The organism is Brevibacterium sp. LE-L, from assembly GCF_050214925.1.
GTDB lineage: Bacteria > Actinomycetota > Actinomycetes > Actinomycetales > Brevibacteriaceae > Brevibacterium.
In genome coordinates this window covers 1,286,787-1,305,176 of sequence record NZ_CP189759.1, presented here as the reverse complement: position 1 = coordinate 1,305,176, position 18,390 = coordinate 1,286,787, and the positions used below count along the sequence as shown (strand labels likewise).

Here is an 18,390-nt window from a genome sequence, read left to right as displayed (position 1 = left end):
CGAATCGTCCTTATTCGACCGTGACCGACTTCGCGAGGTTGCGCGGCTGGTCGACGTCGAGGCCCTTGGCTGTGGCCAGCTCCATGGCGAAGATCTGCAGCGGCACGGTCGTCAGCAGCGGCGCCATGAGCGTCGTCGTCTCGGGAACGGAGATGACCTCGGAGGCGAACTGATCGACTTCCTCATCCCCCTCCTCGGCGATGACGACGGTGTTCGCACCGCGGGCGCGCACTTCCTGGATATTCGAGATGACCTTCGCATGCAGCGAATCGCGGCCGCGCTTGGACGGCACGACGATGATGACGAGCTGACCGTCGTCGATGAGTGCGATCGGTCCGTGCTTGAGCTCACCAGCGGCGAAGCCCTCGGCGTGGATGTAGGCGAGCTCCTTGAGTTTGAGTGCCCCCTCCATCGCCACCGGGTAGCCGACGTGACGACCGAGGAACAGCACGGAGCCGACCTCCTGGTTGCGGTCGGCCAGCGCCAGCACCTGCTCCTTCGTCTCGTCGAGGATCCGCTGGACCTTCTCCGGGATGGTCTGCAGTTCGGACAGGATGGTTCCGATCTCGTCGCGGAACTTGTTGCCGCGCAGCTGTGCGAGGTAGAGGCCGAGCAGGTAGCAGGCGACGACCTGGGACAGGAACGCCTTCGTCGAGGCCACGGCGATCTCCGGGCCGGCGTGCGTGTACAGGGCGGCATCGGATTCGCGTGGGATCGTCGAGCCGAAGGTGTTGCAGATCGCGATGACCTTCGCACCCTGCTGACGCGCGTGGCGGACGGCCATGATCGTGTCCATGGTCTCCCCCGACTGGGAGATCGCGACAACGAGGGTCTTCTCCGTCACCACCGGATCCCGGTAGCGGAATTCGTGGGCGAGTTCGACCTCGGTGGGGATGCGGCACCAGTGCTCGATCGCGTATTTCGCGACCTGGCCGGCATAGGCGGCGGTGCCGCAGGCGATGACGACGATCTTGTCCACGGATTTGAGCACCGACTCGTCGATGTGCATCTCGTCGAGCGTCAGGCGACCCTCGGTGTCGAGACGGCCGAGCAGCGTATCGGCGACGGCCTGCGGCTGATCGTGGATCTCCTTGTCCATGAAGGACGCGAAGCCGCCCTTCTCCGCCGAGGCGGTGTCCCAGTCGACCTCGAAGCGCTCACCCTCGACGGGGTTGCCCTCCGTGTCGGTGATCGAGACCTCGTCGGGGGTGATCGTCACGACCTCGTCCTGACCGATCTCGACGGCCGTGCGGGTGTAGTCGATGAAGGCGGCGACGTCGGAGCCGAGGAAGTTCTCCCCCTCCCCGAGGCCGATGACCAGCGGCGAGTTCCGACGGGCGGCGACGACCTGACCAGGAGCGTCGGCGTGGACGGCCAGCAGGGTGAACGCGCCCTCGAGCTCGGTCGCTGTAGTGCGCATGGCGGCGGTGAGGTCACCGGTGGCCCTGTAGTTCTTGGCCAGCTGAGCGGCGGCCACCTCGGTGTCGGTTTCGGAGAGGAACTCGACGCCCTCGGCCACGAGGTCCTTCTTCAGGTGGGCGAAGTTCTCGATGATGCCGTTGTGGATGAGCGCGAGCTTGCCGTCGTCGGCCAGGTGCGGGTGGGCGTTGAGATCGGTGGGTCCGCCATGAGTGGCCCAACGGGTGTGGCCGATGCCGGTCTGAGCGGCCGGCAGCGGGTGGGCCTCGATCTCCTCGGTCAGGGCCGAGAACTTTCCGGCCTTCTTCGCCGAGGCGAGCTGCCCATCGTCGGTCACGAGCGCGACTCCGGCCGAGTCGTAGCCGCGGTACTCGAGCCTCTTCAGGCCACCGAGCACGACGTCGAGCGCCAGATGATCGGCATTGTCAACGGGGGCCTTGGATACATAGCCAACGATTCCACACATGAGGGAGATTTTACGCACTCACGGCCGATCACGTGTATTTCGGCGAGTCACGATCGGGTCAACGTGACGAACTGCACGTGCGACGGAGACTTCGGCGCCGCCTCGGCGCGGGTGGGTGCGGAACGGCGGACCACCTCGGCGCGGGTGGCTTTCATGACCCATGACACAATGGGCGCATGAGCAAAGTCGATCCTCAGCTGGACCGCGCGCGGCGGCTCGCCGGCCTCTACACCGCCCGGCGCAGCGAGCCGGATACGACGTCCCCGTTCTGGGAATTCGATCGCGAGGTGTGGGGCACGCTTGCCCAGGCCACCCCGCTGCCGCTCAAGCAGCGCGATATCGAACGTCTGCGCGGGCTCGGTGATCGGATCAACCTCGACGAGGTGGCCCAGGTGTACCTGCCGCTGTCACGGCTGCTCAACCTCTACGTCTCCGCCCGCCGGGCGAAACACGACCTGACCCGGGAATTCTTCTCGCCGTTGCACGAACTCGGTTTGGAACCGCAGGAGGCCAAGCGGACCCCGTTCGTCATCGGCGTCGCGGGATCCGTGGCCGTGGGCAAGTCGACGACCGCGCGTGTGCTGCGTGAGCTGCTCGCCCGCTGGCCCGACACGCCGCGCGTCGAACTCATCACCACCGACGGGTTCCTCTACCCCAACGCCGAACTCGACCGGCGCCGCCTCAACGGCCGCAAAGGATTCCCCGAATCCTACGACCGACGCAAGCTGCTCAAGTTCATCTCGGCCGTGAAGTCCGGTGCTCCCGAGGTCCGTGCACCCGTGTACTCGCACCACACCTACGACATCGTCCCCGGCGCCGAGGTGGTCGTCCGCTCCCCCGATGTGCTCATCGTCGAAGGGCTCAACGTCCTTCAGCCCGCCCGTCCCCGCCAAGACGGAGCCGTAGGGCTGGCGATCAGCGACTACTTCGACTTCTCCGTCTACGTCGACGCGCGGTCGCGCGACATCCGACAGTGGTACATCTCCCGGTTCCTCAAGCTCAAACACGGTGCGTTCCAGGACGAGGACTCCTACTTCCACCGGTACTCACAACTCAACGACGACGAAGCGATCACCCTGGCCACGGAGATCTGGGACTCGATCAACTTCCCGAACCTGCGCGAGAACGTCCAGCCCAGCCGCGGCCGCGCCGACCTCGTGCTCCACAAATCCGCCGACCACACGATCCGGAAGGTGCAGCTGCGCAAGCTGTGAGCCGCGGTGTTCGGGCGGCCACCGGAGTGGATGCTCGGGCGCCTCTCGAAGTGGGTGTTGGGGCGCGGCTCGCGACGGGTGCTCGGGCGCGGCTCTAGGCGGGTGTGAGCGGGGTCGCCGGCGGCTGAGGAAATAGTTTCGCCCCTCGCGCAGTTGCACTGTGTGCACTGTTTTACTCTCCGCCGGAGGGCTACCCGCCCTCAGCGACGACCGGATGCGGGCGATCCCTGCATCGGCGCAGGTGCGGCGCATTTCTGCGGGATCTCTCGACCCGCTCGAGTGCCTCGTGTCCGATCGGCTGCGTCCTGCGCAGTCTCGGTCGCTTCGGCAGCAGAAAGGGACCCACTATGAGTATGCCTTCCGCGCACCGTGTGATGTACTCCTCGGTCAAGAACCAGAAGACACCGCAGACGACCATCCAGCCGGGCATCTACCGGAGGATCGCCGCATACGCGACCCGGCACAAGCGCAAGCTCATCGTCTTCCTCGTCCTCTCCGTCCTCACAGCGGGAATCGGCGTGCTCAACCCGGTGCTCGCCGGTGACGTCGTCAACGCCATCACCGGCGGCGGGCCCGTATCGACAGTGGTGTGGCTGGCTGTGGCCATCGGCGGTCTGGCGATCGCCGACGCCGCGATCTCGATCACGAACAGGTATCTGTCCTCCCGCATCGGTGAGGGGCTCATCTTCGATCTGCGCACGGCCGTGTACGACCATGTGCAGTCGATGCCGATCGCCTTCTTCAACCGCACCCGCACCGGCGCCCTGGTCTCCCGGCTCAACACCGATGTCATCGGCGCGCAGCGGGCGTTTTCGAACACTTTGTCGGGAATCGTGTCGAACTTCGTGTCCCTGGCGCTGACCGTGGGTGTGATGGTCACGATCTCCTGGCAGGTGACGGTGATGTCGATCCTCCTGCTGCCCCTGTTCATCATCCCCACCCGTATGCTCTCGGGGAAGCTCGCCTCTCTGCAGTTCGAGGCCGCGAACAACTCCGCGGACATGTCCACGCGGATGACCGAGAGGTTCTCGGCCGCCGGTGCGACATTGATCAAGCTCTTCGGCAATCCGCGCAAGGAGAACGAGGAGTTCGCCGACCGTGCCGGTCAGGTCCGCGACATCGGCGTCAAGGTCGCGATGCTGCAGTCGACGTTCGTGTCCTCGCTGACGCTGGTATCGGCTCTGGCCCTCGCCCTGGTCTACGGTGTCGGAGGTGCTCAGGCCGTCCTCGGCAACCTCAATGCCGGGCAGGTCGTGACCCTGGCACTGCTGCTCACCCGGCTCTATACTCCACTGACCATGCTCGCGAACGCACGCCTGGACATCCAAAGTGCCGTCGTGTCGTTCCAGCGCGTGTTCGAGATCCTCGACCTCGTGCCCTACTTCAAGGAACCCGAGAAGCCGCGTGCGCTGCCGGCCGGCGGGTTGGACGTGTCCTTCGATCACGTCGACTTCGCGTATCCCAGCGCTTCTCAGGTCAGCCTGGCCAGCCTCGAAGACGTCTCCGTGCTCGATTCCCGCGGCGGCGACGAAGTCATCCACGACCTGAGCTTCACGATCCCCGCAGGACATACCGTCGCTCTCGTCGGTTCTTCGGGTGCCGGCAAGTCGACGATCGCCTCGTTGTTGCCGCGCCTGTATGACACCACCGGCGGGTCTGTCCGGATCGGCGGGGTGGATGTCCGCGACCTGTCATTCTCCGATCTGCGCGACGCCGTCGGCGTGGTCACTCAGGACGGTCATGTCTTCCACGAGTCCATCCGGGCGAACCTCGCGCTCGTCAACCCCGACGCGACCGAGGAGCAGATGCTCGAGGCGATCGACCGGGCGCAGCTGTCAACCGTCATCAATGCGTTGCCCGACGGCTTGGACACGGTCGTCGGCGAGCGCGGGTACCGTCTGTCCGGCGGTGAGCGTCAGCGACTGACGATCGCCCGGATGCTGCTCGCATCCCCGGAGATCGTCGTCCTCGACGAAGCCACCTCGGCGCTGGACTCGACGAACGAGGCGGCGATTCAGCGGGCGCTGGCTCAGGCGATGCACGGTCGCACGGCGCTGGTCATCGCGCACCGGCTGTCGACGATCCGGCAGGCCGATACGATCCTCGTCGTCGAGGCCGGGCGCATCGTCGAATCCGGTTCGCACGCGGAACTCGTCGGCCGCGGCGGCCGCTACGCCGAGCTCTACGCCACCCAGTTCGCGTCGAGCTGAGCGTCGACGGACCGCGCGTCGGAGCGACTCGCCATCACTCCACAGCCACACTCCAACGCAGCCGTCGACAGCTCGCTGATGGCTGCTCGTCGATCGCTTGCTGATGGCTGTCACATGGCAGTGATCGTCTTCGTATTCTTCCTCTGCCTCGCTCCGATCATCGACTGCTGAGATAGGAAACCGGAGGACGACGGGACAACGAACAGCCCGAAAGCTCGTGAGGTTCGTCGAGGTATTCCTCCTGGTGTCTTATGCCTCTACGCTGATCGGATGGAATTGCGCGTAATGGGGCGCGTGGAGATTCTCCATGATGGTGTGGCCCGAGGGGTACAGGGACGCACTCAGCGAGCCCTCCTGTCTCTGTTGGTTCTCCGGCTCCGGGCATGGACGCCGGCATCGCTCATCGTCGAAGCCCTGTGGCCGGACGGATGGTCCGAACGTGCTCACACGCGCCTCCACGTCCAAATCCACCGACTGCGTCGGCAGTTGGGAGACGGCGTTCTGCTGAGTTCGGCATACGGCTATCGCCTCGATCTCGCACAGTCCGCCGTCGATGCATGGCGCTTCGAACACAGCGCCCGATCCGCTCTTGCCGGTGACCTGCCCGATCACGATCTCGAGACCCTCCGCCATCTTGAACGCGTTGCGTCCCTATGGGAGGGCGAACCGTTTCCCGGCGTCGACCTGCCCGAGACCGCAGCCTGGCAGTCCGAGCTCAGGGACCTGTACACACAGGTGCGGGAGAAGTGCTCCGAATTCCATCTGGAGTTCGGCGACGGTCGCACGGCGCTCAGGCTGCTCACTCTGCTGACACAAGAACAGCCGGAGAACGAGCACGCCCAGGTTCTGCGATTGTCGGCACTGCAGCAGACGGGGCGGGCCACGGAACTGCCCGAAGCATTCACGCAGGTCAACCGCGCTCTCGCGGACCTGGGGCTCGATTCGGCCCCGGACCTCATCGCCCCTCACCAGCCGCTCTCGCGTCTGCGGGAAGAGGCGATCCGCTCCGACCTCGCCATCGTCGACCCGGCCGGTGAACTCATACCCTGCAGCGAGGACGAGACCGATCCGACGATGCGCGGATCGGTGCTGCGTCGAGAACTCGCGTACATCCTTATGGCCACAGGTCGACCCCATGAGGCACTGACCGTGCTGGAGCGTTTGGAGGCCCTCCACTCGGGGCTGGGACACGAGAATCAGTGTGCGATCCTGCTCCGGGACATGGTGGCAGTCATGGCGCTGATCGGCGACCTGCGCCGGGCTCTGCGCCTCCTCGGTGAGGCGTCGAGGCTCGACGGGCGAACGACGGGAACCGATGCGATGCTGCGGATCATCCGGGCCCTGGTCCTCACCCACATGTCTCGACTGAATCGAGCCGAGGAGTCACTGACCGCCGCAGGCGAGCCGACCGGGCCTATGTCACGCCAAGTCATGTGGTGGCGGACCCGAAGCCAGATCGACAGGAGGGCCGGTCGACAGCACCATGCCGTGGTCGGAGCTCTCACCGCTTTGGACATCGCCCGACGGGCCAGTGCCGAAACCGATGAGGGGCCGCTTCTGCTCGATGTCGCCTGTTCGAAACGTGATGCGGGCGATGTCGAGTGCTTCGACTGGTACCGAACCGCTCTCCTGTGCGCTCACGAGACGATGCGCATCCCCTTGGCCGCCGGTACCCATGCGTCGATGGCCAAAGCCCAGTTGATGTGGGGGCGGCCGAAGACCGCGATCGTGCACGCTCGAGCCGGACGCGAACTGGCACAGTGGTCCGGTTACTGGCTCTTCGCCGGTCGAGCCGCCGCACGCCTCGCCGAGGCGGAAGAGCAGATGGGGGATGCACCGTCCGCTCTCCGCCACCGACGTGAGGCGCAGTCTCACTACCGCCGCATCGACTTCCCGGTACCGTTCACACACCGCACCGCGGCGAGTCCGGGTGCAGGCACCGGGATCACCTGTGAGCCAGCGGCACTGGGTGATTAGCTGCGAACAGATTCTCAGGATCGTAGGCGCTCTTCACCCTCGTCAGCGTCAGCCATTCGCGTTCACCGTAATTGTCACCGACGTCGACCGGTTCTTCGGCGAAGTTGAGGTACCGACGCCCCGTGCTCCATGGCGACATCGTTCGAACCAGATGGGAAGCGTCCGAATGTCCGCGCGCTTCGTTCTCCGCAGTGTCGGCGATCGCCACACCGAAGAGCAGGAAACTCCCGTCCAATCGGCTGAGCACACCGCCGTCGGGATTTCGCCGTGATAGGGCTCCCCCGAGCTGACGCAGCTCCGCCGACAGCAGAGCGTGCTCGGTTCCGGGTCCGACTTCGGCAAGGAATGCGTCTACCGCCTCATCCGTCAGGCGCCCCAGCAGGGCTGTGTCGCCGGTGACCGGGGTCGGCCCCAAAGGATCCATATGGAGGCGGGCGATCGCGCTGGGCGGCACCTGGTCGAAGGTGTCGACCCGCGGGGACAGTGCCCTGAGCGGAGCGAGAATGCTGTCGGCCTGGTCTTCTCTTCCCAGGACGGCGCCGTCCATGCAGACGACAGGGCGACCTCCCACCGATTCCGGGATGTCCGGGGCCTCCGGGAGATTGAGGATGCGCATCGAGGTGGTGATCTCATCGGGGGCGCCATGTGCCCATTTCGCCCAGGAACGTACGACCCGGTCAGCATCGTCGATGTCCCAGACCATCATTCCTGCGTGCACGGTCTCCAGCGGATACAGCGAGAATTCGAAGGAGGTGACGATGCCGAAGCTGCCGCCTCCCCCGCGCAGAGCCCAGAACAGGCTCGGATGCTGACGATGGTCCGCACGGATCAGGGAGCCGTCGGCCAGGACGATCTCCACGGCGGTGAGACTGCTGGTGGCCATTCCGAGTCTGCGCCCGTACAGGAAAATCCCGCCGCCGAGCAGGTATCCGCCGACTCCGACATCTGGTGACGAGCCATGCAGGCAAGCCAGACCGTGGCGACCAGCGGCGTCGATGACGTCGCCCCACAGCGCTCCGCCCTGCACCTTCGCCATCGCTGTCGACGGATCGACCTCGACCGCGGTCATGGCGGAGAGCTTGACCAGGACGGTCGATGCGAGGTCGTGTTGGACCAACGGGCCTGCGTTGTGACCCGTGCTCACCGGGGCGACCTTCAGTCCGAGCTGTCGTGACGCGGTGACGACAGCGGACACCTCGGCGGCGGTGGTCGGTTCCGCGATCGCTGCAGGCAGCAGATCGACGGCGGTGTTCCACAGCGTTCTGGCACTGTCGTACCCGGCATCGCCGGGAAGATAGATCGTCACCGGCTCGACCATCGCGGCCAGTTCGGCGGCTGAATCGGTCGTATCCTCACGTGCGACATCGGTGAGGACCGGCTGGGATTGCAGAGTCATAGATCTCCGATCGTTGGAAGATGTGAGGTTCTGTACCGACGGCGGTCGACTCTGATCCGTCGTCGGATGGCTCGATCCTCCCAAGCGGCGCTTACATCTCGCTTACGTCGGCGAGCGGAGCCTTTCGTCGTGCTGCCCGCTGCCGGAAGCCCTCTTCGGAGGTCGCGAACGGCCCCACCCTCAGTTCTAGTCACGCGACCAGCCCACCCTTCTGCTCAAGTCACGCGAACAGCCCCACCCTCAGCTCTAGTCACGCCAACAGCCCAACCTTCTACTCAAGTCACGCGAATCTCGAAAAGGTCGTCACTGGCGGCGACTTTTTCGAGATTCGCGTGACCTGAGCGGCACCACCTGCGGCACAGCCGGCCGAGAGGCAGGACTCTCGTGCGGTCAGTGTGCCGTCTGCTCGCAAGATCGGCCGCAGTATTCGCGCGTTAGGCTGTCTGCGCGCTGCGCCGATTGACGCTGTCTTTGATGCGCAGGAAGAGGTCGCCTTTGAAAAGGTCTTTCCAAGTGATTCTGAAGACCTGAAAGCCAAGATTGCGAAGCGAATACTCCCTGCGACGCTCATGCTCGAAGGCCTGCTTCGGGTCGGCACCGTCGAGGTAGTACTTTCCTGCTCCATCGAATTCTGCGATGACGTGAGCCTTTGGATTGGCGAAGTCTGTCCGCGCAACGAATTCACCGTTCTCATCGAGAATGACCACTTGCGGTTCGAAGCCTGGCACTGAGTATTCGACGAACCGGACCGCCGTGATCGATTCGGCCACCGACTCCCGCCGGGCGTCGACGTTCGCGGCTACGGCATCGATGCGTCCTTGTCGGGTTCTCACAGGGTGACGAGCGCAGTAGTCTGCGAACTCTCGAGCTGAGATGAGCTTTCGACGGATCGCCTCGTCCACCACAGCGACAGAGAACGCCAGTGGGCAATCACGGGACACGTCCAGCAGGGTCTGAGGCAATGAAGTGACCCGGCAGCCCCTGACGATCTCAGTCTTCGCCTCCAGCGGCCTCTTCCAGACGCGAACGAAGGAACGCTGGACCCCGAACTCCGGGTGGGAGAATTCCACACGGGTGGGTGCACTGTCCTCGAAGTACGGGATCGACAGGCCGTGGACGATCAGGGCGCTCTGGTGAGAGAAGACCGCTCCGGCAGGAACATCATCGACATACGACCGCACGAGGATGCGCAGATCCTCATTCCGCTTGAGGGCCCCTGCCGACTCCTGCGGCAGGCTGATACCCGATGCAGTCCCAACACTCGCAATGAATCGGTGCGCCGGATCGTCGCAGACCGCCGTCACCACATACACGCCGCGGCGGACTCTCCTCACACAGCAGCGCTCAGCCAGCCGCAGTTGGTAGGAATTGAGCCCAGCGGCGCTGAGTTCTGCAGAAGTCAGGCAGGCGAACATGCACCCAGCATTCCGGAGCTGAGTGACCCACCACAAGGTTGGTTCCAGGGCCTGTGGATAACCGCCCACTCGAATCCACAGGCTCAAGTAGCACGAAACTCGAAAAAGTCGTCACTGGCGACGACTTTTTCGAGCTCCGCGCTACTTGAGCGATGTTGAGCACGACGGAAGGCTGCAAAGTCCGGTTGGCGGCAACCGATCGCCCCTTGACAGGGCGGCAACCGAGCGACCCCTTGACCGGGCGGCGGAGCGGCAGCACGGGTCAGAGCGCCAGATGCTCCTTGACGGTGGCAGCGAGACGTTCGGCCTGTTCGGTGGCGGTGTCCTCGGTGGCGGCTTCGACCATGACGCGAATGAGTGGCTCGGTTCCCGAAGCACGCAGCAGCACGCGGCCGGTGTCGGCCAGTTCGGCCTCGACAGCGGCCACCTCGGCGGCGACCTGCGGATGGTCGAACCCGTGTTTGTCCACGCCCTTGACGTTGACGAGAGCCTGCGGCAGCTGCGGGATCTCCGCGGCCAGGTCGGCCAGAGTGCGTTTGGCGTCCGCCATGCGCTTCATCAGGTGCAGCGCCGTCTGCACTCCGTCGCCGGTCGTACCGTGATCGAGCATAAGCACATGCCCGGACTGCTCTCCGCCGAGAGAGTAGCCGTCGGCGAGCATCCGCTCGAGCACATAACGGTCACCGACGGAGGTCTGCACGGTGGCGATGCCGTACTTGTCCATTGCCTGCTTCAGCCCGAGGTTCGACATGACGGTCGTGACCAACGTATTTCCGCGCAGCTCACCGAGCTCCTTGAGCCCGATCGCGAGGATGCCCATGACCTGGTCGCCGTTGACGACGCGCCCCAGGGAGTCCACGGCCAGGCAGCGGTCGGCGTCGCCGTCGAAGGCCACACCGAGGTCGGACTGGGTTTCGACGACGAGTCGCTGCAGCGGTTCGAGGTGCGTGGAGCCGACCCCGTCGTTGATGTTGAAGCCGTCGGGTTCGGCGGCGGAGACGATGACTTCGGCGCCGGCCTGGCGCAGTGCGGCGGGTCCGACGATGGAGGCGGCACCGTGGGCGCAGTCGACGACGACCTTGAGTCCCGACAGCGGACGCACGTTCCCGGCGTCGACGCAGCGCACGAGGTGCTCGGTGTATTCGTCCGCGGCGGCCGGGTAGCGGGAGATGCGACCGACAGCGGCACCGGTCGGGCGATCCCACTCCTCGTCGAAGATCGCGAGGATCTCGTCCTCGACCGCGTCGTCGAGCTTGGTTCCGCCGGCGGCGAAGAACTTGATCCCGTTGTCGGGCATGGGGTTATGGGAGGCGGAGATGACGACGCCGAAAGCCGCACCTGTGTCCTTGACGACCTGGGCGATGCCGGGCGTCGGCAACATGCCCGCATCGAGAACGTCGACCCCGGTCGAGGCGATGCCTGCGCTCAGTGCCGCGGAGAGGAATTCGCCGGACACGCGCGTGTCTCGCCCGACCACAGCGAAGGGGCGCTTCTCACCCGTCCAGCCGCGGCTGAGCACGCGTGATCCTGCGACCGAGAGCTGCAGCGCGAGTTTGGCCGAGATGTCACGGTTGGCCAGTCCGCGCACTCCATCGGTGCCGAAGAGTCGAGACATGTGGGGGTCCTTTCGTCAATGTCGGAGTCGATCTTAGTCGATCCCCTCGCCGAGGCGGCCGATCACGACCGGTGTCACCGCTGGGATCGAGGGGATGGGACGTGATCGCATCGAACGCAGGTTTCCGCGCCCGGATATGAGAATGCGGCCCCGAACCAGGTTCGGGGCCGCATTCTCACGTTCGTCGAACTGAACTGTCGATGACTGCGACTCAGTGGCAGACCAGTCGCAGCTTCTCGAACAGGTCGATCAGCGCTTCGAGAACTGAGGTGCCTTGCGGGCCTTCTTGAGTCCGGCCTTCTTGCGCTCGGGGACGCGAGCGTCGCGGCTCAGGTAACCGGCCTTCTTCAGCTCGGCGCGGTTGGACTCCGCATCGATCTGATTGAGCGAGCGAGCCACGCCCAGGCGGACGGCGCCAGCCTGGCCGGAGGGTCCACCGCCGGAGATGCGCACGATGACGTCGAAACGACCATCGAGGTCCAGCAGGGTGAAGGGCTCGTTGACGAGCTGCTGGTGCAGCTTGTTCGGGAAGTACTCTTCGAGAGTACGTCCGTTGATCGTCCACTCACCGGTGCCCGGAACGAGGCGCACGCGAGCAATTGCCTGCTTGCGGCGGCCGACTCCGTTGCCGGGAGCGGTCAGGGACTGTCCACGTCCACCAGCGGTGCTTTCGCCCAGGCCGGCAGATTCGGGAGTCTCGGAAGTGTATTCGGTGATCTCTTCTTCGACAGTTTCTGTCGCGTTGGTGGTATCAGCCACGGTTCTCCTCGGGATGTCTAGAGCTCAGGCGCTTACTGCGCGACCTGGCTGAGTTCGTACGGCTGCGGATTCTGGGAGGCGTGCGGGTGCTCAGCACCTGCATAGACCTTCAGCTTCTGCATCTGGGCACGTCCGAGACGAGTCTTCGGGACCATACCGGCGACAGCCTTTTCGACTGCACGCTCAGGATGAGTGGCGAGGAGCTCGGCGTAGTTCACGCTCTTGAGGCCACCGGGGTATCCGGAGTGGCGATAAGCGCGCTTCTTCTCGAGCTTCGCACCTGTCAGCGCGACCTTGTCGGCGTTGATGATGATGACGAAGTCACCGGTGTCGGTGTTCGGGGTGAACGTGGTCTTGTGCTTGCCGCGCAGGAGGCGTGCAACCTGCGAAGCAAGGCGACCGAGCACCTGGTCAGTGGCGTCGATGACGTGCCACTGGTGCTCAATGTCACCGGACTTAGCTGTGTACGTACGCAAAAGTAGCCTTCTTTTCGTATCTTGTCAGTGCAGCGCCGAATCCTCATCGGGTCGTGAGTCCAACTGGGTCCCAAGCGCTGGTTGTCTTCAATCGGGTGAACCTATCGACGCATTCCCCTCACCTACGGGCCTGCAACGCATGAGGCTATGTAAGGGAGTGCGACAAGCACACACAACGACAATCAAATATACATGGCCGCAGGCCTGGGGAGCAAACGCTCAGAGCGGTCTCAGACCCGCGCGAAACCTGAGCCGATAGTATTGATCTGTGCCGACTCACTCCAGCCTGCTCTCCCGACTTCCCGCATTGAGAATCCTCATGCTGGGTCTGCTGGTCGGGCTCCTGGCAGTCGGGCTCCTCACGGCCGGATTCGGAATCGGCTCCGACCAGGCGCAGGCCGCGACGGGGAGCACCACCCGCAGCGGGGCCACATCCTCGGAGAGCGGGACCGCCTCGGCGCAGGCCTCGACCGCCTCCCCCACCGCGGCCGATGACGCGACGACGGCCCCGGACGGGAAGACGATCGTCTTCGGCATACCGGGCCTGACCATCAACGATATCGACCGCGAGCGCACCCCGAACCTCTACCGCCTGCTGTCCAAGGGGGCGGCGGCCAACCTCAACGTGCGCACGATCGGCGCAGCCACATGCCCCGCCTCCGGGTGGCTGTCCTTCGGTGCCGGTGCCCGAGCGCGGGCCGGGCCCACCCCCGACGCCGAGGAGGTCGACGACGAGGACTCGGCCCGCTGCCCGACGATGATCGGCCCCACCACGAACTTCGATCACGATTCCGTCGACCCCGACGACGGGGCCGCCGACCCCGTCCGCGAGGGCGACGAGCCGGACGAGGAGTCCGCGAAGAGTGACGAAACTCATGGGCAGAAGTCGGTGGCCGGGGCGACCACGGCACAGATCGAGGGCTTCGACGCGGTCAAGGAGCCGAACATCGGCTCCGGTTACACCGTCGACTACGGGATGCTCGCCCGCATCGTCGCCGAACAGGGCAAGGGTGCACGCCAGGACACTCCCGCCGTCCATGAGGATGCCGTCCTCGAACCCTGCGTCGCCGCCGAGGGCCCCGGTGCCGCCTATGCCGCCGCCGACGAGAACGGAGTGGTGACGGACTTCGCGGAGAACGCGAACGCCACCGACTGCCGCCTCGACCTCGTCGATCTCGGCGCGATCGGCATCCGGTCCTGGCTGTTCGACCCGATCCCGAACTACTCGTACACCGTGCCGCCCGACTTCGACCGGGAGACCCGCGTCGCCGAGGCGGATCGCCGTCTCGGGGTCCGACTCAAGGAGATCCGGGAGAATGCGAAAGAGGGCGCGGCCGATCCGACGATCATCGTCGCCGGTCTCGGCGACAGTTCCGGACTTCCGCAGCTGCGGGCCTTCATCGCCTCCGGGCCCGGCTTCGCGCCGGGGTCTCTGTCCTCGTCGACGACCCGCACCCCTGGGCTGCTGCAGATCACGGACCTGGCCCCGGGCATCCTCGACATCCTCGGCGTCGACTCCCCCGCCGCCGTCGGCTTTGCACAGACGCCCAGCGACGACGACCCGCAGAAACGCATCGACGATCTCGTCGCCGAGGCGCAGAAGTCGACGACGATCCACCAGCACCTGGCGACGTTCTCACTCACCCTCGACATCGTCTTCTACTCCCTGTTCCTCCTCTGCGGTCTGCTGCTGAGCCGGTCGGTCCTCGCTCGCCGAGGCGGCGCCACCCTGGCACCACTCGTCCACCGCGGACTCGGCTGGGTCTCCCTCGGTGTCGCGGCACTGCCCATGGGAGCATTCCTCGCCGGGCTGCTGCCGTGGTCGCGGATGGCCCAGCCGGACCTCGGACTGCTGCTGTCGGTCCTCGGCACCGCCGCCGCACTGTTCGTGCTGGCACTCATCCCGCCGTGGGGTCGGACCTGGCGGGGCCGGGTCGGGGCACTGACCGGGGCGAATCTGCTCATCATCGCCATCGACCTGGCGACCGGTTCGCATCTCCAGGCGAATTCGCTGCTCGGCTACAACCCGATCGTCGGCGGTCGCTATTACGGTCTGGGCAATCAGGGTGCCGCGATCTTCATCGTCAGTCTCTTCATCTTCTTGGGCCTGACCGTGTCCTGGCTGCGCGCCCGCGGTCACCGACGCTTACTCGTCGTCGTCCCGATCGTCATCGGTCTGATCGCCGTGTTCGTCTCCGGCAATCCCTCCTGGGGCGCGAAGTTCGGCGGCACGATCGCCATCCTCGCCGGGCTCATGGTGCTGTTGGCGCTGCTGACGAAGATCCGTCTGTCCCTGGTCCGCCTCGGACTCATCGGTGTCGCATCCCTGGCCGTGCTCATCGGCATCGCCTTCCTCGATTGGCTGCGCCCGGCGGGATCACGGTCGCACTTCGGCAACTTCTTCGGCCAGATCGTCTCCGGCGAGGCCCTGCAGGTCATCGGCCGGAAGCTCGGCGCGAACCTCCACATCATCCAGGTCAATCCCGCCCTGGCCATCGTCACCCCGCTCGCGGTCATCGCCGTCCTGTTCTTCCTCCGCTACCTGCTCCACTTCCCGCGGTTCACTGCACACAGCAGTGGCCTCGGCGGCAGCGGCGGCCGCAATGGTCGGACTGCGCGGCTGGTGAACAAGTGGCGGGGCAAACTGCCGCAGGTGTTCGCCGACTCCGACCTTCACTTCGGGTTCCTCGCCGCCGCCACCGGGCTCGGCGTCGGACTCGTGCTCACCGATTCCGGAGTCGCCGTGCCCTCGACCGGAGCCATGGTGCTCCTGCCCTACCTGCTCGCGCTCAGTGCCGAACACGCCGAGGACACCGTGGCAACGACTTCCGGGACCTCATCAGGCGGCCCGCCGCCGGCGCGAATCGGTGATGACACCGGCACCGAGGAGGCCCACCGATGAGGTTCACCGTGCCCTCGATCGCCGGCCGAGTCCTCCTCGGCATTCTCGCAATCGCACTCATCTTCCTCGCCCTCCCCGATGTCGCGCAGGCCGACTCGGCCAGTCAGGCCGGCTCGGCCGATCGGGCCGGCCAAGCCCCGCAGGTCGGTCAGGCCGACCAGGCTGCGATGGCTGCACAGAATTCGGAAGGGGCGGGCACGCAGCGATCGGTGTCATCAGACGACAAGGCTGCCTCGGCGGATCCGGGTGCTGTGTCGATCAGCGTCTCCGGTTTCAGCTTCGAGGACCTTGACCCGCGCACCACCCCGCACCTGTGGGTGATGATGAAGGGCGGGCAGATCGGAACGATCACGCCTCGCAGTGTGCGGTCGACGAGTTGCCCGGTCGACGGCTGGCTCGGGCTCGGTTCCGGGCGGCGGGCGGCCGACGAACCCCGCGATCAGTGCCGCGAACCGGCCGCGCCCCTCGACGGCTGGGTGGCTGATTGGGACGTGTACGCGCAGGTCGCACGCAGTGACAACTACGATGCCTCCCTCGGCGCCCTCGCCGAGGCGGTGCCCGACATCCGCTCCTTCGGTGATGGGGCCGCGATCGCCGCCGCTTCCCCTACCGGCCATGTCGAGAACTGGTCGCCCGTCGGGTCCAACCTCGGCGCGGACGTGGCGAAGTCCGCCGGAGATGGCGAGCTCACCCTCGTCGACCTCGGCAACACCGCCGCCGACGGATACTCGCTGAAGAAGCTCGATGCCCAGGTTGGGGACATCCTCGAGGCGACCGGTTGGATGAGTGCGGACCGTCCGAACCGCCTCGGCGAGGGGACGGTTCCCGTTGTGTTCTCCTCGATCGCCGATGGCACGCACGAGGGTTCGTCGATGCAGGCGACGATGATGCTGCGACCCGGCCAGTCGGCCGGACTGCTCACCTCGTCTTCGACCAGGCAGCCGGGGCTCGTGCAGGTGCCCGATCTTGCGCCCACCCTCGTATCGCTCTCCGGTGCCGAGGAGATGGACAACGCAGCCGGTGCGCCAATGACGGTCGGGTCGACCGGGTCAGATTGGAAGGCGCGCTTTCAGGCCGTGCTCGACCGGCAGGTGGCGGTGAAGACGCAGAATGATCTCTCGACGTGGTTCTTCCCCGTCGTCGCGGTCCTCATGGTCGGGCTGCTGACCTGCGCTTGGTTCCTGCGGAAGAACCATCGCGAACTCGTCCATTCCGCGGCGTACCGCCTCGGCGTCGTGTTCGCGGCGATGCCGATCTCGACGTATCTGGTCAACGCGGTCCCCTGGGAGCGGGCGACGAACCCGGACATCGCGATGCTCGGGGCACTGGTCGGTTGGGCGCTGCTGCTCGGCGGTTTGGCGCTGCTCGGACCATGGCGAAACCACAAGTTCGGGCCGGTCCTCTTCGTCTCGGTCGTCACCGTCTGCGTCCTCGCCTATGACGTCGTCACGGGTTCGCAATTGCAGATGTCGACACTGTTGGGTGAGCCGCTTCTCATCGCCTCTCGGTTCTACGGGATCGGGAATTCGGCGCTGGCCCTCTACTGCTGTGCGCTGCTGTTGGCGGTCGCCGGTTTCGCCTCTCTGGTGACGAAGCCGCTGCACCGCATCCTCATCGTCACGCTTCCCGTACTCGCCTCGTGCGTGATCCTCGCCGCCCCGGGCTTGGGCACGAAGTTCGGTTCCGTGCCGACGCTCATCATCGGCGTCGCCTACCTCGTGCTGGCGGCGGCGAGCATTCGGTTCTCCCTCAAACGACTCGGGCTGACCGTGAGCATCGCCGGGGTCGTCATGCTCGCTGTGCTCTTCCTCGATTGGCTGCGCCCGGCCGATCAGCGCACTCACTTCGGCCGGTTCTTCGACTCGATCATCAGCGGTCAGGCGCTGAGCGTGCTCGCCCGCAAGATCGGGATGAACATCGACATCCTCACCCAGTCGTGGATGACGCTGGTGCTGCCGCTCATCATCATCGGCGTGTTCTGGATGGCGCTGGATCCTCTGCGCTTCGGCCTGCGCGGACTCCAAAACACTTACCTGCGGGTCCCGCTGCTGCGTGCGGCGATGATCAGCCTGGCGATCCTGCTGGGAGTCGGCACCCTCATCAACGACTCGGGCATCGTGGTTCCGGCCGTCGGCATCCTCTTCCTCGTCCCGGTCCTCACCCACCTCGAGACGTTCCGAGCGAGTCTGCCGCCGACGCCGGCCGGCACGGGCACCGTGGAGAACACCGTGGAGTCGGGTGCCGCAGTCGTCGATGCCGACGCTGACGCTGCGGACGCCGACGCCGCGACCGAGCCCGACACAGACGCTGCGGCCGGCGCCGCGGCCGAGCCCGACGCGTCCGAGCCCGAGTCGGGTTCTCGCAGCTGAAGCCGGTCGCATCACTCACCGTCAGCGGCAACTCCTACAGCTCGCAGCAATACGACGCCGAAGCGACAAAACACCCCGAAGCAACGGTGCACCGTGCCGCTACCAGGCAGTATTGAAGCTAACGGTGAGGGATGCTCGCTGAACGGTGGCGATTAGCGCGGAAACACCGACT

Annotated in this window: 11 protein-coding genes; 5 read left to right on the top strand and 6 right to left on the bottom strand. The window is 65.7% G+C overall.

All coding sequences use genetic code 11. The annotated features are described in order from the left end of the window. Nucleotides 1–10: 10 nt before the first annotated feature. Nucleotides 11–1,885, bottom strand: a complete 1,875-nt coding sequence (gene glmS, locus ACQE2J_RS05825) for a glutamine--fructose-6-phosphate transaminase (isomerizing) (protein ID WP_426937300.1) — start codon at nt 1,883–1,885, stop codon at nt 11–13. A 176-nt stretch (nt 1,886–2,061) separates the two neighbouring features. Between glmS and coaA the strand changes: the two genes are divergently transcribed. The 3 genes from coaA to ACQE2J_RS05810 all read left to right on the top strand — a co-directional run bounded on the left by coaA (nt 2,062) and on the right by ACQE2J_RS05810 (nt 7,286). Continuing rightward, the gene (coaA, locus tag ACQE2J_RS05820; protein WP_135540231.1) at nt 2,062–3,099 is read left to right on the top strand and encodes a type I pantothenate kinase; all 1,038 of its coding nucleotides are present in this window, start codon (nt 2,062–2,064) and stop codon (nt 3,097–3,099) included. 347 nt (nt 3,100–3,446) lie between these two features. Further along, nucleotides 3,447–5,309 (top strand): ABC transporter ATP-binding protein, encoded by a 1,863-nt coding sequence (locus tag ACQE2J_RS05815; protein WP_135540233.1) that lies wholly within the window; start codon nt 3,447–3,449, stop codon nt 5,307–5,309. A 270-nt stretch (nt 5,310–5,579) separates the two neighbouring features. Beyond that, entirely contained in the window at nt 5,580–7,286 is a 1,707-nt protein-coding gene (locus ACQE2J_RS05810; RefSeq protein ID WP_135540234.1) for an AfsR/SARP family transcriptional regulator, read from the top strand. Here the strand turns inward: ACQE2J_RS05810 and ACQE2J_RS05805 are convergent. The 5 genes from ACQE2J_RS05805 to rplM form a co-directional block, all read right to left on the bottom strand. Beyond that, nucleotides 7,255–8,682 carry an FAD-binding oxidoreductase gene (locus ACQE2J_RS05805; protein WP_135540236.1) on the bottom strand — a complete coding sequence of 476 codons (1,428 nt, stop codon included), beginning with the start codon at nt 8,680–8,682 and terminating at the stop codon, nt 7,255–7,257. The two genes, ACQE2J_RS05810 and ACQE2J_RS05805, sit on opposite strands and share 32 nt — an antisense overlap. A 434-nt stretch (nt 8,683–9,116) precedes the next feature. Continuing rightward, nucleotides 9,117–10,097, bottom strand: a complete 981-nt coding sequence (locus tag ACQE2J_RS05800; RefSeq protein WP_135540238.1) for a hypothetical protein — start codon at nt 10,095–10,097, stop codon at nt 9,117–9,119. A 262-nt stretch (nt 10,098–10,359) separates the two neighbouring features. Continuing rightward, nucleotides 10,360–11,712, bottom strand: a complete 1,353-nt coding sequence (gene glmM, locus ACQE2J_RS05795; protein WP_135540240.1) for a phosphoglucosamine mutase — start codon at nt 11,710–11,712, stop codon at nt 10,360–10,362. Nucleotides 11,713–11,961: 249 nt separating this feature from the next. Beyond that, nucleotides 11,962–12,471 carry a 30S ribosomal protein S9 gene (gene rpsI / locus ACQE2J_RS05790; protein ID WP_135540242.1) on the bottom strand — a complete coding sequence of 170 codons (510 nt, stop codon included), beginning with the start codon at nt 12,469–12,471 and terminating at the stop codon, nt 11,962–11,964. A gap of 32 nt (nt 12,472–12,503) precedes the next feature. Next, a complete protein-coding gene (rplM, locus tag ACQE2J_RS05785; RefSeq protein WP_135540244.1) occupies nt 12,504–12,947 on the bottom strand; it encodes a 50S ribosomal protein L13 in 444 nt (147 codons plus the stop codon). 268 nt (nt 12,948–13,215) lie between these two features. On the opposite strand from rplM, the gene ACQE2J_RS05780 reads away from it, so the two are divergent. Together ACQE2J_RS05780 and ACQE2J_RS05775 are read left to right on the top strand one after the other, a co-directional pair. Beyond that, nucleotides 13,216–15,849: a hypothetical protein gene (locus tag ACQE2J_RS05780; RefSeq protein ID WP_135540246.1), complete on the top strand. Its 2,634-nt coding sequence runs from the start codon at nt 13,216–13,218 to the stop codon at nt 15,847–15,849. Continuing rightward, nucleotides 15,846–18,218 carry a hypothetical protein gene (locus ACQE2J_RS05775; RefSeq protein WP_240689857.1) on the top strand — a complete coding sequence of 791 codons (2,373 nt, stop codon included), beginning with the start codon at nt 15,846–15,848 and terminating at the stop codon, nt 18,216–18,218. The genes ACQE2J_RS05780 and ACQE2J_RS05775 overlap by 4 nt, the downstream gene beginning before the upstream one ends. The last annotated feature ends 172 nt before the right edge of the window (nt 18,219–18,390 follow it).

Excerpts from the sequence above, each read along its gene's own strand:
- ACQE2J_RS05810 (WP_135540234.1), top strand. The coding sequence starts at position 5,580 with ATGGAATTGCGCGTAATGGGGCGCGTGGAGATTCTCCATGATGGTGTG.
- glmM (WP_135540240.1), bottom strand. The coding sequence starts at position 11,712 with ATGTCTCGACTCTTCGGCACCGATGGAGTGCGCGGACTGGCCAACCGT.
- ACQE2J_RS05805 (WP_135540236.1), bottom strand. The coding sequence starts at position 8,682 with ATGACTCTGCAATCCCAGCCGGTCCTCACCGATGTCGCACGTGAGGAT.
- ACQE2J_RS05815 (WP_135540233.1), top strand. The coding sequence starts at position 3,447 with ATGAGTATGCCTTCCGCGCACCGTGTGATGTACTCCTCGGTCAAGAAC.
- coaA (WP_135540231.1), top strand. The coding sequence starts at position 2,062 with ATGAGCAAAGTCGATCCTCAGCTGGACCGCGCGCGGCGGCTCGCCGGC.
- glmS (WP_426937300.1), bottom strand. The coding sequence starts at position 1,885 with ATGTGTGGAATCGTTGGCTATGTATCCAAGGCCCCCGTTGACAATGCC.
- ACQE2J_RS05775 (WP_240689857.1), top strand. The coding sequence starts at position 15,846 with ATGAGGTTCACCGTGCCCTCGATCGCCGGCCGAGTCCTCCTCGGCATT.
- ACQE2J_RS05800 (WP_135540238.1), bottom strand. The coding sequence starts at position 10,097 with ATGTTCGCCTGCCTGACTTCTGCAGAACTCAGCGCCGCTGGGCTCAAT.